Genomic DNA, 12,778 nt, shown 5'->3' on the forward strand with positions numbered 1-12,778 from the left:
CGGCTGTCCACGATGTCGGGAGACAAGTGTCCACGATGTGCTGAAACCAGACACCTCCAGGGGCACTGGTATTCCGGTCGGGTATTCCGCTCGGCGAAGCTCCTCGTCACGCCTGCGCTCGCCGAGCTCGTCTTCGCCCCTGCCTCTTGCGGGGAAGTCTGTCGTTGGCGAGGAGACCGATCTGGTCAGTCAAGCGTTCAATCACGCGCCTCGAAAAGCCTTTACGCTGATACCCCCCTGGGGTATACTGAGGTGAGAAGCCCCTGCGGGTAAGGAGAAGCAATGCAGCATCACGATCACCATGTCCACCCTTCGACAGCATCAGCGACCACGCCGGAGTCGAAGCTTGCGGTCTGTCCTGTGATGCCCAACACCGTGGTCGTGAAGAGCGACTCGGAGGAAGCGGGTCTCTACCGAGATTTCCAGGGGCAAAGGTATTGGCTGTGCTGCGAGGGATGCGTCCTCCGCTTTGACGCGGATCCGGAGAAGTTCGCGGCATCCGCTGAAACGCTCCCGTCTCCCCACGAAGTGATCCGACGACGAGCCGCGTCCGAAGAAGAGCACGCCCATAATGACCACACCCACCATGAGCATGGTGGGCATCAGTCCTCGGGCCACTCCGCGATGCAACACGGTGCGCACGCTGGCCACGGTGGTCACGCTGGTCACGGTGATCACGTGGGTCAGTTCCGACGTCTCTTCTGGATCATGTTGGTGCTCGCAGTACCAGTGGTTGGGCTCTCGAGCATGTTCGCCATGCTTCTTGGCTACGAACTCCCTGATTGGCCTTGGGTGACCTGGGTTTCGCCGCTGCTCGGTTCGGTCATCTATCTCTGGGGTGGTCGGCCCTTCCTGGTGGGAGCAGTCTCGGAGATTCGATCCCGCAAGCCTGGAATGATGCTGCTCATTGGACTTGCTATCACCGTGGCGTTCGTCGCGTCGCTCGGCGCAAGCCTTGGGCTGCTTGATCATCAGCTCGACTTTTGGTGGGAGCTTGCACTGCTGATCGTCATCATGCTCCTTGGCCACTGGATCGAAATGCGTTCCCTCGCGCAAACGACATCGGCGCTTGACTCGCTGGCTGCTTTGCTTCCTGACGAAGCGGAAGTCGTCGACGGAGATCAGTTCCGCACTGTCGCGCCGGCGGATCTGGAACTCGGCGACGTGGTGGTGGTCCGTCCTGGTGGTCGCGTTCCGGCTGACGGCCGAGTCGTTTCGGGTTCTGCGAGCATGGATGAGTCGATGATCACCGGTGAGTCGAAGACGGTGACACGGAGTGAAGGCGAGATTGTTGTCGCCGGCACGATCGCGACGGACTCATCGATTCGTGTTGAGATCACCGCGGTGGGCGAAGACACTGCGTTGGCTGGCATTCAGCGTCTGGTTACCGAGGCGCAGAATTCGACGTCGCGAGCACAGCGGATCGCAGACCGCGCTGCTGCGTGGTTGTTCTGGTTCGCGCTTGCCGCCGGAGTCGTCACTGCGGTCGTGTGGAGCCTTATTGGTCTTCCGGAGGATGCGGTCATTCGAACTGTGACGGTGCTGGTCATTGCCTGTCCGCATGCTCTCGGTCTTGCCATTCCGCTTGTTGTTTCGATCGCGACTGAGCGAGCAGCGCGCGGGGGTGTGCTCATTAAGGATCGCCTCGCCCTTGAAAGCATGCGGACGGTTGACACCATCCTGTTTGACAAGACGGGCACCCTCACCAAGGGTGAGCCGACCGTCACTTCAGTCGAAGCCACCGATGGGATCACGGAAGATCAGGTCGTCGCGCTCGCTGCCGCCGCCGAGTCTGACTCCGAACACCCGTTGGCTCGCGCAATCGTTGAGGCGGCGCGAAGTCGCGGCATCGACGTGCCAAGGGCGAGTGGCTTCACCTCTTCCCCAGCAGTTGGCGTGACCGCGCAAGTCGACGGTCAGAAAGTTCGCGTGGGCGGGCCACACCTCCTCACTGAGGAGAACGTGACAGAACTCGAAATCGCAGATGAGTGGCGCAAGGAGGGAGCAATCATCCTCCACGTCGTTTCGGACGGAAAAGTGGTCGGGGCGCTGCGCCTGGCTGACGCGATCAGAGACGAATCTCGAGAAGCAGTAGCGGCGTTGCACGCTCTTGGACGTCAGGTCGTGATGATCACTGGCGATGCGGAAGCGGTCGCTCATACGGTCGCGGCCGAGCTCGGCATCGATCGTGTCTTTGCTGGAGTTCGTCCCGAGCACAAGGCGGCAAAGGTGCGGGAGCTTCAGAACGAAGGTCGCTCGGTCGCGATGATCGGTGATGGCGTCAATGACGCTCCAGCCCTGGCACAAGCAGACGTCGGTATCGCCATTGGTGCAGGTACTGACGTCGCCATCGCTTCGGCCGGGGTGATCTTGGCAAGCTCTGACCCGCGATCGGTGCTGTCGGTGATTCAGCTCTCGAAGGCTTCCTACCGAAAGATGAAGCAGAACCTGTGGTGGGCAGCGGGCTACAACCTCCTCTCGGTGCCGCTTGCGGCTGGTGTGCTGGCGCCGATCGGGTTCGTGCTGCCGATGTCCATCGGGGCTGTCTTGATGTCGGTTTCGACCATCGTGGTCGCATTGAACGCGCAGTGGCTGAGACGCCTTGACCTGAAACCCGAGGCGAGCGTGAAGGCCATCTTGGGTTCGCTACCCGCGCAGAAGTCGGAGGTTGCGCATGTCAGCTGATCAGGGCACCCATGGCTACCTTGCCGATAAGGAGAAGTACCTTGTTCGGCTCAAGCGCATCGAGGGCCAGGCGCGTGGTGTTCACCGCATGGTGGATGAAGAGCAGTACTGCATCGACATCTTGACTCAGATCTCGGCCCTCACAAGCGCCTTACAAGGCGTGGCCGTGGGGCTCCTAGATGAACACCTGAAGCACTGTGTTAGTGATGCCGTTCGATCTGGTGGTGACGTTGCCGAAGCCAAACTTGAGGAGGCAGCCCATCCATTCGCGGGTTTGGGGGGACCATATACCTTGGTGCGGCGTCGCTGGGTTTCCGCCACTGCCACGCCTCGACTTGTTTTCAAGTCGAGTACTAACACCCACGAAAGTGGAAGGAGGATGACAGTGAAACAACGTATAGCAATCATTTCCGGGATCGTTGCGATTCTTGGAATAAGTGTCGCAGGAGCGCTCGCGTGGATGAACCGAGCAGAACCATTCAACGATCGAGACGTTGCCTTCGCCTCGAACATGGTGCCCCATCATGTGGGGGCCCTGGAAATGGCCGAAGCAATTCTTAGCAAAGAGGGAATTCCTGCGGAAGTTCAAGAGCTCGCGGCTCGGATTGAAGCTGCGCAGCAGCCAGAGATCAACCAGATGAACGACTGGCTCAAAGCGTGGGGCACCCCGACCATGGCCGGCGGTCATGGTGGTCACTCCATGATGATGAGCGGCATGATGAGCGAGGCAGACATGATGGCTCTCGAGGACGCCCAGGGCGTTGAAGCCGCACGGCTGTTCCTTGAAGGAATGATCATTCATCACAAAGGCGCGGTAGAGATGGCCCAAGTCGAGGTCGAAGGCGGCCGGTTCCCTGAGGCTGTCGCGCTCGCTCGTTCCATCATTGAGCAACAGATCGATGAGATCGCCGAGATGGAGAGCTTGCTTGCAAACCTGTAAAGCGCATCTCTTTCCTGTTGGCTACGCTCGACGCTCATGAACGTGTGGCACGTCGTCAGTGCGGCGGCCCTTGCAGTGCCGCCGCTCTTGTGGACGAGCATTCACGCTCTCTCTCAAGAGGCGCGTCTCTGGCGACCGGGTACCGGCAAGCGCACCCAGGTTGCCGGCCTCGGAGTGCGGATGTATGGGTTGGGCGAGACGGTCGTCGTGCTTCTCGCGGGCCTCGCCTCGAGCGAACGATTCTGGGGCGAGAAGTATGACGTGATTGGACAGCGCGCGCGGGTCGTGGCCATCGACCCGATCGGATTCGGTGCTTCGATTCACCATCCGGCGCTTCAGGAGACCGTCGATGCGGGGGTGCACGTCGATGCTGTACTCGAAGTGCTGCGGACCCTCGACCTACATACTCAGCCCGTCGTGTTCGTCGGCCACTCCATGGGCGCATCCCTGGCGCTCCGGGCGGGCGCGAGACACGCACCGACGAGGGCAGTCGTGGCATTCGATGCTCCCCTGTATCGTTCTGCTGAAGAGGCCAACGACCGCATCCGGCATATATGGGCTGGTTCGAGGCGCTGCTCTCGCAAGGCCCGCTGGCCGAGAGAGTGTGCCACTGGATGTGTGACAACCGCACCGTGGCACGCGGCGTTGCGGTCGCCATCAGCCCCCGACTGCCCGTCGCGATCGCCCGCGACTCAATCGAACACACCTGGCCGGGCTACATCGCAGGCTTCGACTCACTCGTGCGCGACCCTGGGTGGTCTGATGCACTTGTCAACTTGGCTGCCCGGAACGTCCCAGTGCGAATGGTCGACGGCGACAAGGACCCGGTCCCCGTTCCCGGGCGCGCCGACCAGCTTGCCGAGCGGTTTGCGAACATTTCGGCCACACGCCGACCAGGCGGTCATCGTCTACCGCTCAGCGACCCGGTGAGCTGTGCATCGATCGTGCGCACTGTTCTCAGCGAATACGCTGCATCAGATTCCTGAGGTGTGAGAAGATACCCCCTGGAGGTATAACAGATTCTTCGGCGCTTCGGGTACGTGCTTCTGATCGCGACGTTCGCGGTCGTCGGCGTCGCCATGGGCGCTCATGGTTCGACCCCCGCGGGTCATTCGACCTTTGCCTCGAGCTCAGTCGCTGGTTCTGCCATGTCGATGGAGCACAACCACGCTGAGACTGTCGCTCCGCACAGCGATGCCAGCGAACCTGATGACCAGAATTCAACGTGCGTGGACTGTGCTGGCGATCACGCCGCGCTCCTGATGGCATGTGTTTTCCTGGCGCTCATCGTGGTCGTCAGCCTGGTACTTCCCCTCGTGGCTTTCCGGTACGGTCTCTTGGCTCCGGGTGTGTCGCGACGTGACAGCACACCTCGTCGTCTTGCGGACCCTCGCCCTCCGGAACTCTCAGAACTCTGCATCAACCGTCAGTGATTCGCCGCCTGATGACCGCGTGATCACGTCGTCATCACTGCGACCGAACATCCAATACTGACGAAAGAAGCACAAAAATGAAGAAGTCATTCCGCACCCGCGCGCTCGCAGCGGGTGCACTCGCCCTTATCAGCATGGTCGGGCTTGCTGCATGCTCGACCACCACTGAGCCGTCCGAGAGCTCCGGCGCCAACATGGCAGATGTCATGTTTGTGCAGATGATGATCCCGCACCACGAGGGTGCCATCGAGATGAGCGACGTTTTGCTGTCGAAGTCCGGAGTCGACCCCGAGGTCGTGGAGCTGGCCGAGCAGATCAAGGCCGCCCAAGGTCCCGAGATCGAGCAGATGAAGCAGTGGCTCGACGACTGGGGCATGCCCACCATGAGCGACAACATGGACGGCATGGAACACGGCGGCATGGGCGGAATGGACGGCATGGCAGGCATGACCGAAGAGGACATGCAGGCACTCGAAGACGCCAGCGGATCTGAAGCAGGGGATTTGTTCCTCGAGCAGATGATCGTGCACCATGAGGGCGCAATCGAGATGGCGGAAGACGTCCTCGATGATGGCGAGCACCCCGGCGTGCGTGAGCTGGCGGAAAACATCATCGCCAGCCAGACGGCGGAGATCGAGCTGATGCGCTCGATGCTCGACTCCTGATGCGGCGGATAGGAGTGGCGGCCGTGACAGCGGCCGCCACCCTTTCCGTCGGCCTGGCGGGATGCACTTCCCCCGCGACGGAAACCCCCATCATCGTGTCGCACGTGCACGCTGTGGATCTTGACCCGCAGAGCGATAAAGCCTACGTCGCGACTCATGAAGGAGTCCTTAGCGTGGCGGCCGACGTTTCGGTCGAACGCGTCGGTCAATGGGCAGGCGATGTGATGGGGATGGCGCGCTTCGGCGACACCATCTACTTCTCAGGCCACCCGGCACCCGACGAGAATCTGCCGCCGAACATCGGCGTGTATGAACTCAGCATGCAGAGCGGTGAGTTCGCGCCGATCGCCCTTGTCGGGGAAGTTGATTTCCACAGCATGACGATCGCGCAGTCGCCTGACGGGATGGCGCTGGCTGGCATTGACTCGGCCACAGGTCAGGTCATGGTCAGTCGGGACGGTGCGGAGACCTGGACTTCAGGGCTGCCGATCGGCGCGCGCTCCCTCAGCTGGGATGCGAACGCCGAGAGGCTCTACGCAACAACGGAGCAGGGTCTCCTCGTCAGCACCGACGACGGCATGACGTTCACCGCCGCGGACGGCGCTCCGCTTTTGGTTCTGATCGCGTCCAGCCCGGCAGACGTGACAACCGAGGCATTCCTCGCCGGAGTCGACGTCGACGGCTATGTTCTCACCAGCCCCGACGGGGTGACGTGGACGTCAACCGGGTTGGCGCCACCCCTCACGGACGCCGTGGCGGTTGGCAACGATGGTTCGATCGTCGTGGCCGGGATTGAGGGCGTGCATCGGTCCGATGATCGAGGAGCCACCTGGACGATGATGGCGGAGTTCTGACTTGCGTGGGGTGCGGCCGAGCGCCGCACCCCACGTGCACCGGCGAACGGTGTCTAGTCCAATCGCTTGTGTGAAGCCGCTTTTTCATTTCCGATGTGCAGCCGGCCTTATTGGAACTCCACGCCGACGCAGAGCCCTCAAGATCGTGTGGTTGTCGTATCCCAATTGCTTGCCGATCACTCCGCTTGACAACCCCTGCTCGTAAAGTTTGGCCGCTTCGGAGATCTGGGCTGCGGTCATCCTGCGCGTTGCGTCGACACCGTGTTCATTGAGGATGCGAGCGACAGTTGACCGAGAGAGCCGTAGCTCTGCGGCAACGGTTCGGATGTTGCGGACTTCGCGGTAGCGATCGATGACGGCCTCAGCTTCGTGCGTTCGCAGTTGGCGGGCTCGCCGACGTGGTTCGGGGCGAGCATCCTGGTGCTCATTAGCTGTCGAGCGGAAGTGCAGCTCTTGAGGTGAGGTCGCAGAGCGAGAGGGGTTCGAGTAAACCTGCAGCAGGTGCACCCGGGATCGTTCGCAGACGAGCGGGCTCTCCTGCGCGGGAACGTGCTCGTCTCATCCGCTATCCGGCCGCGAGCGGGAACGCGCTCGAACTGATCGAACCGTCGATGTTCACGCCCACCGTCCAGACGCTGTCGGGGATGCGGAGTTGCACGGTGAGGCCGCTTCGTTCGACTCGTGCGAGAGGGGCACAGTTCGTCGCGGTGTTCGCGTCAGGGTGGCGAGCCCTCAGGCAGTACTCCGCTTCTCCGTCGGATCCCTCGATGAGGTAGGCCGAGAAGTCGGCACCGCTTCCCTCTGCCTCCGGTGAGATGTAGACCGCAGAGGGCCCCATGAGAAGCCGATCAGGCTCGTCGATGCCGGAGAAGGGGTCAGCCACTTCGGAGCCTCCGTAGGCTCCGAAAGCGATGACATCGATAACGCTCGGTGCAAACTCGCTGCCGCGGAGGTCCTGATCGTTTTCGAGCCGGGGAGGACCCACGGGCCCCCATGCGAACAGGTCTGAACCGGCGGTGATACCGATAGCGCCCTCCATACCGACGACGATGCCGACATCGTCAAAGACGGGCGGGGCGACGCAGGTGCCGCCGCCACCCCAGCCCCCGGAGCCTTCGGGTAGATCGGCGATGACGATGCAGTACATGTCCCACTCAGTGCTCCGCCCGTCGGGCACTGTCGAAGCCCGGTACACGATGCCGAAGCGGTCGTTCCCCAGCGGAGTGACCCGCGGCCCTTGCGTGATGTTCGCCGTATAGCCCTGCAGAAGTCGCGCTGACCACTCGCGGTCTTCGTCGGTTTCCGGTTCGTCGAAGATCGCGAGGGGATCAGGATCGGGCAACGCCAGCGCCCAGCCAACCGTCGGAATGGCCAGGAGGGCCGAGAGCACGCCAACGAGCCCGACGGTCCGCATCCGCCGTGGGTGCCGATCGTCCGGTCGATATGGTGCTGACTCGGAGCGATCCTGCTCGGATGAGGCGGTGTCGCCGATGGCGAGATCCACGGTCATCCGAGCTCTCGTCTCAGCGGCCAGGTCGGCGCGACGAGCGAGCTCCTGGCCCGCAGCCGTTGCGAGCGAGATCCGATCCGGAGTGTCGGCGCGCCCGTAGGCAAGGCGTTCGAGCTCCCGATCGTCGGCCTCGGACAGCTCGTGATTCATGACGATCAGTCAAGCACGGGACCACGAGATCAGACGCCGATCGGTCGGCGCTGCTCGCTCGACGCGGCGTACCCGGCCTGGCTGATCGACAACCCGCGAAACCCGACTGGCTCATACACTCGCACCATGGCCCCCGCCAAGCAGGTCTCGATCGCCGACATCATGACTGCGCTCGATGCTCAGACTGCCGAGCAGGTGCAACTGCTGCGCGACATCATCGGCTCGCTCTATGCCGACCTGATCGAGCACGTCAAGTGGAACGCCCCGAGCTACGTGCTCGACGGCGAAGACCGCATCACGATGAACCTCCGCAACAAGGAGGGCGTCGTGAAGCTCGTGCTGCACATGGGTGCCACTCGGCCGGAGGAGAAGAAGGGCGCCCCCGTGCTCGCCGATGATGAGGGCCTCGTCGAGTGGGCCTCCGACATCCGTGGGCTCATCGCCTTCGCCGACGCCCACGACATCCGCGCGAAAGAGCCGGCGCTGCGTCGCGTGCTCGTCAGCTGGCTCGCCATCGATCACCGAGCGCCCGGATCCTGACGGTGCAGTCGGGTCAGCGCCCGCCGCCCCCGCCCCCTCCTCCGCCGCCTCCCGAGAAGCCGCCGCCGAACGAACCGCCCGAGAAGCTGCCGCCGCCACTGCCCGACCACGACGAGCTCGAGACCGGTGCGGTGGTCGTCGCGGTCATTCCCCGCACGGCCGAGGTGAAGAGCGCCACCTCGAAACCGCTACGACCCACGAACCAGTCGGGCGCGGTGTCGAGCGCGGCGACGCGCACCTCGAGCTCGCGCATCCACTGGTCTTCGACGCCCCAGACGACCGCCCACGGCAGCAGCTTCTCGTAGAGCTTGACCATCTGGAGGTTGTCGCCCACGTCGATGCGCTCGGCGCCTTGCGGGCTCTGCAGCACTCGCAGTCGCTCTTCTTCGGCGACGGTGAGGTAGAGCTTGAGACCCTCGAGGTGGTCTTTCGCCGCGCGACCCTTCTCGGTCAGCTGCAGGGGGCGGATGGCGAGGCCGAAGGCGGCGAAGCCTGCGAAGAACGCGACGAGCAGCGACACGAACGCGAGCGGGCTGACATTGAGGAACAGCCCCGTCGACACCACGATCGCGCCGAACGCGAGGGCCTGCAGCACCCACTGCGCGGCGAGCATGAGCCAGCCGAAGCCGCGACCGGAGGGCTTGCGCCGGAAGCCCAGGGGCTCGAGCGACGACAACGCGCTCGTCGACAGCGCGTCGAGCTTCACCGCGAGCGCCGAGTCGTACTCGCCGTAGGGGGTGAGCGACCCGGCGACCCGGTCGGCGCCGAAGAGCGCCTCGAGCAGCGCGAGATCGAGCGCGTCGGCTCGATCGTCGCCGAGGTACTGCAGCGTGTAGGGCGCTCCGCCCTCATTGACCGCATAGGCCAGGATGCGCAGATTCTTGCGCACGGCCAGGCGAACGACGGCGGCCGGAATACCGCTCGCCGGTCGATTGAGGAGGTGCGCCGACTGCACGATGTCGATGCCCTCCGGTTCGGAGTACTCGGCGATGATCGCGCCACGGCTCTTCGCACTGGTGCCGGCGCGCACGCGCGACACGATCGCGGCAGCGAGTGCGCCCACGCTCGCCAGGCCCACCCCGCCCGAGAGCGCGTGCATCCAGAACGGCACCTCCTGCGGCTGCGGCGGGGGAGTCGGCTCAGGGGTGAGGAACGTGCCGGGCGCGAAGCCGATGGCCACGGTCACCGTCTCGCCGGGGGCGAGGTCGGTGGCGCTCGCGGTGAACACGCCGCCCGCATCCTGAATCGTGCACTGCTCGGTCTCGCCGAGGGCGCCGACGTAGCAGGCCGCATTGCCGGTCAGCGTCGCCGCCACGTCGGGGGCGAGGGTCACCGTCGCGCTCACGCGGCCGAAGGGCTGGCCCCAGCCGGTGCCGTTGACGTCCCAATAGAACTCGTCGGAGGCGGTGTCATCGAACGAGCGCACGACGTTCTGCTGCGTGTAGCTGATGACGTAAGTCTGCGCGCCGCGCACGAACTCGTCGGTGCCGAGGGCGAGCTCGACGAAACCGCCCGAGTACGCCGACTCGTAGGGCACGGGGGAGCCGTTCTGGTCGACGACGCCGATCACCTGCGTGTTCAGCGGCACGCCGTCGTAGTCGTCGGGGATCGCCCGGATGATGCCGCGGTTCTGGTCGAAGTCGGGGAAGCGGGCGACGATCGTCTCGACGACCTGAAGGGTCGCGGTGCCGTCAGCCTCGCGGCTGAGCATGTAGTCGGCGTCGAACGAGTCGAAGGTGAAGTCGCTCGTGTCGGCGGCGAGCGCGGCGAGGGGCGCGCTGCCGGCCACGGCGGCCGACGGTGCCAGCACGAGCGCGAACCCGGCGGCGAGCGTGAGGGCGAGGGCGAGCCGAGCGGGTGTGCGCATGCGGGCAACCTTAGCGAGCATCCCGCAGCCCAGGACCTTGTGCTCTACCCCTCTCCGGGCGCGAGCAGCAGACTGGGCGGCGCACGCGCAGGTTCCGCTCCCCGAGGCGAAGGTCAGCTGATGTCAGACGCACTGCACCCGGTATCCCCTCCCGCTGCACCGCGTCGCGGGGGCTGGCTCTCCATGATCGTGGTCGGCGGCCTCATCACGGCGCTCGCCGGCACGCAGTTCATCACCGCGGCCGCGCTCGCCACCGTGGTCGCCGTGGGCACCAGCGACGGGTTCGTGGGCGCACCCACCGCGCGCCTCTCGACGTCGTCGTCGGCCATCGTCACACCCCCGATCGACATCGAGGGGTCGGCCGTGCCCGAGATCCGTTTCGCCGTCACCGCCGGTCGCGACGGTGACGACCCCGTGTTCGTCGGGATCGGACCCTCGGATGCTGTGGCCGAGTACCTCGACGGTGTCGCGGTCGCCGAACTCGACGGATTGCGCGGCAACCCGCCGCGCATCCAACTCGATGAGATCGACGGCACCGCGTCGGTCGAGTCGCCCGACGCACAGTCCTTCTGGGTTGCCTCCGAGAGCGGCCCCGGAGCCCAGACGATCACGTGGGTGCTCGAGCCCGGCGACTGGACCCTCGTCATCATGAACGCCGACGGCTCGCCGGGCGTCGAGACGAGCCTGCGCATCGGCGTCGAGGCTCCGTGGGCGGCGCCGGTCGCCGCAGCGATCGTGATCGCCTCCGGCGTGCTGCTGCTCATCGGCCTGGCGCTGCTCATCTCGGGCCTGTTCGGCTGGGGGCGCGGGCGCAGCCTCGAGACCGCTGCGATGACCGGGCCGTATCCGGTCGCCGTGACCGGCCACCTCGACCCCGGTGTCTCGCGCTGGCTGTGGCTGGTGAAGTGGATCCTCGTGATTCCGCACTACCTGGTGCTGAGCGTGCTGTGGGTGGCGTTCGGAGTGGCGACGGTCATCGCCTTCTTCGGCATCCTGTTCACCGGGCGCTACCCGCGCGCACTGTTCCCGTTCACGACCGCCGTGCTTCGCTACACCTGGCGCGTCGCGTTCTACGCATACTCCGCTCTCGGCACCGACCGCTACCCGCCGTTCAGCCTCGAGCGCACCGACTACCCGGCCGACCTCGACGTCGCCTACCCCGAGCGTCTGAACAACGGGCTCGTGCTCGTCAAGGGCTGGCTGCTCGCGATTCCGCACCTCGTGATCGTCGGCATCCTGCTCGGTGGCTCGGCCGGGGCGGTCGGCTCGCACGGAGGCTACGGGTCGGCGGCGGGCGCCGGCGCGTCGTTGCTGGGCGTGCTCGTGCTCGTCGCGGCGGTGATTCTGCTGTTCACCGGCACCTATCGGCAGCCCCTCTTCGACCTCATCCTCGGCCTCAACCGCTGGGCGTTGAGGGTCGCCGCCTACGTCGCGCTCATGCGCGACGAGTACCCACCGTTCCGCCTCGACCAGGGGTCGACCGAGCCGATGGCGCCACGCGCCGAGCCCTCGGCGCACGTCGAGATCTAGAGAGCGGGATGCTGTGCGCGCGATCGTCGTCTACGAGAGCCTGTGGGGCAACACCGAGCAGGTCGCCCGCGCCATCGCCGATGGTCTCGCATCGGTCGCGCCCGTCGACGTGGTCTCGGCCGACGCGGCACCGACCCAACTGGAGACCTACGACCTCGTGATCGTCGGCGGGCCGACGCACGCGTTCTCGATGAGCAGGCCCTCGACGCGCGAGACGGCCGTGCAGACGCAGCACGCGCCGCGCATCGTCGAGCGGGGCATCCGCGAGTGGCTCGACGACGTGACCGCGGTGTTCTATCCGATCACGGCGGTCACCTTCGACACCAAGGTCGACGCACCGCGGCTTCCCGGCTCGGCGGCGAAGGCGGCGCGCCACGAGCTGCGATCGCGAGGGTTCGACGTGAGCACCGCCTCGCAGACGTTCCGCGTGCACGGGTACGAGGGGCCGCTCGTCGACGGGGAGCTGGCTCGCGCCGAGGAGTGGGGCCGGTCGCTGGGCGCTCTCGTCGCTGACGCTCCGCGCTGACCTCTAATTCGCCGTCGAGGCGCCGCGCGCGTCAGCGGTCGAGGGCGGCGTCGATCTCGGCGCGGTCATCGCGCGACC

Annotated in this window: 10 protein-coding genes; 8 read left to right on the forward strand and 2 right to left on the reverse strand. The window is 65.0% G+C overall.

All coding sequences use genetic code 11. From position 1 onward, the window contains the following. Positions 1-624: 624 nt before the first annotated feature. From ACTIE9_RS10545 to ACTIE9_RS10565, 5 genes are all read left to right on the forward strand, one after another. Positions 625-2,685, forward strand: coding sequence for a heavy metal translocating P-type ATPase (locus tag ACTIE9_RS10545; RefSeq protein WP_407665169.1), 2,061 nt, complete (start codon positions 625-627; stop codon positions 2,683-2,685). Beyond that, positions 2,675-3,625 (forward strand): metal-sensing transcriptional repressor, encoded by a 951-nt coding sequence (locus tag ACTIE9_RS10550; RefSeq protein WP_439565533.1) that lies wholly within the window; start codon positions 2,675-2,677, stop codon positions 3,623-3,625. Before ACTIE9_RS10545 ends, ACTIE9_RS10550 begins: the two co-directional genes overlap by 11 nt. A gap of 180 nt (positions 3,626-3,805) precedes the next feature. Next, positions 3,806-4,555, forward strand: coding sequence for an alpha/beta fold hydrolase (locus tag ACTIE9_RS10555; RefSeq protein ID WP_439565573.1), 750 nt, complete (start codon positions 3,806-3,808; stop codon positions 4,553-4,555). Between the two features lie 580 nt (positions 4,556-5,135). Continuing rightward, entirely contained in the window at positions 5,136-5,723 is a 588-nt protein-coding gene (locus ACTIE9_RS10560; RefSeq protein WP_439565534.1) for a DUF305 domain-containing protein, read from the forward strand. 23 nt (positions 5,724-5,746) lie between these two features. After that, positions 5,747-6,577 (forward strand): WD40/YVTN/BNR-like repeat-containing protein, encoded by an 831-nt coding sequence (locus ACTIE9_RS10565; protein ID WP_439565535.1) that lies wholly within the window; start codon positions 5,747-5,749, stop codon positions 6,575-6,577. A 565-nt stretch (positions 6,578-7,142) separates the two neighbouring features. On the opposite strand, the gene ACTIE9_RS10570 is transcribed toward ACTIE9_RS10565, so the two are convergent. After that, positions 7,143-8,237, reverse strand: coding sequence for a hypothetical protein (locus ACTIE9_RS10570; protein WP_439565536.1), 1,095 nt, complete (start codon positions 8,235-8,237; stop codon positions 7,143-7,145). 126 nt (positions 8,238-8,363) lie between these two features. On the opposite strand from ACTIE9_RS10570, the gene ACTIE9_RS10575 reads away from it, so the two are divergent. Beyond that, positions 8,364-8,777 carry a DUF1801 domain-containing protein gene (locus ACTIE9_RS10575; protein WP_439565537.1) on the forward strand — a complete coding sequence of 138 codons (414 nt, stop codon included), beginning with the start codon at positions 8,364-8,366 and terminating at the stop codon, positions 8,775-8,777. A gap of 13 nt (positions 8,778-8,790) precedes the next feature. On the opposite strand, the gene ACTIE9_RS10580 is transcribed toward ACTIE9_RS10575, so the two are convergent. Further along, on the reverse strand, positions 8,791-10,644 hold the full coding sequence (locus ACTIE9_RS10580; RefSeq protein WP_439565538.1) for a DUF2207 domain-containing protein: 1,854 nt from the start codon (positions 10,642-10,644) through the stop codon (positions 8,791-8,793). 120 nt (positions 10,645-10,764) lie between these two features. Here ACTIE9_RS10580 and ACTIE9_RS10585 point away from each other — a divergent pair, with 120 nt between their 5' ends. Together ACTIE9_RS10585 and ACTIE9_RS10590 are read left to right on the forward strand one after the other, a co-directional pair. Next, positions 10,765-12,174: a DUF4389 domain-containing protein gene (locus ACTIE9_RS10585; RefSeq protein ID WP_439565539.1), complete on the forward strand. Its 1,410-nt coding sequence runs from the start codon at positions 10,765-10,767 to the stop codon at positions 12,172-12,174. A 13-nt stretch (positions 12,175-12,187) separates the two neighbouring features. Further along, the gene (locus tag ACTIE9_RS10590; protein WP_439565540.1) at positions 12,188-12,700 is read left to right on the forward strand and encodes a flavodoxin family protein; all 513 of its coding nucleotides are present in this window, start codon (positions 12,188-12,190) and stop codon (positions 12,698-12,700) included. Positions 12,701-12,778 lie beyond the last annotated feature (78 nt).

The organism is Microcella sp., from assembly GCF_051860105.1.
Taxonomy (GTDB): Bacteria; Actinomycetota; Actinomycetes; order Actinomycetales; family Microbacteriaceae; genus Microcella.

Coding starts and splice junctions, on each gene's coding strand:
- ACTIE9_RS10545 (WP_407665169.1), top strand. CDS start 625: ATGCAACACGGTGCGCACGCTGGCCACGGTGGTCACGCTGGTCACGGT.
- ACTIE9_RS10550 (WP_439565533.1), top strand. CDS start 2,675: ATGTCAGCTGATCAGGGCACCCATGGCTACCTTGCCGATAAGGAGAAG.
- ACTIE9_RS10555 (WP_439565573.1), top strand. CDS start 3,806: ATGTATGGGTTGGGCGAGACGGTCGTCGTGCTTCTCGCGGGCCTCGCC.
- ACTIE9_RS10560 (WP_439565534.1), top strand. CDS start 5,136: ATGAAGAAGTCATTCCGCACCCGCGCGCTCGCAGCGGGTGCACTCGCC.
- ACTIE9_RS10570 (WP_439565536.1), bottom strand. CDS start 8,237: ATGAATCACGAGCTGTCCGAGGCCGACGATCGGGAGCTCGAACGCCTT.
- ACTIE9_RS10575 (WP_439565537.1), top strand. CDS start 8,364: ATGGCCCCCGCCAAGCAGGTCTCGATCGCCGACATCATGACTGCGCTC.
- ACTIE9_RS10580 (WP_439565538.1), bottom strand. CDS start 10,644: ATGCGCACACCCGCTCGGCTCGCCCTCGCCCTCACGCTCGCCGCCGGG.
- ACTIE9_RS10585 (WP_439565539.1), top strand. CDS start 10,765: ATGTCAGACGCACTGCACCCGGTATCCCCTCCCGCTGCACCGCGTCGC.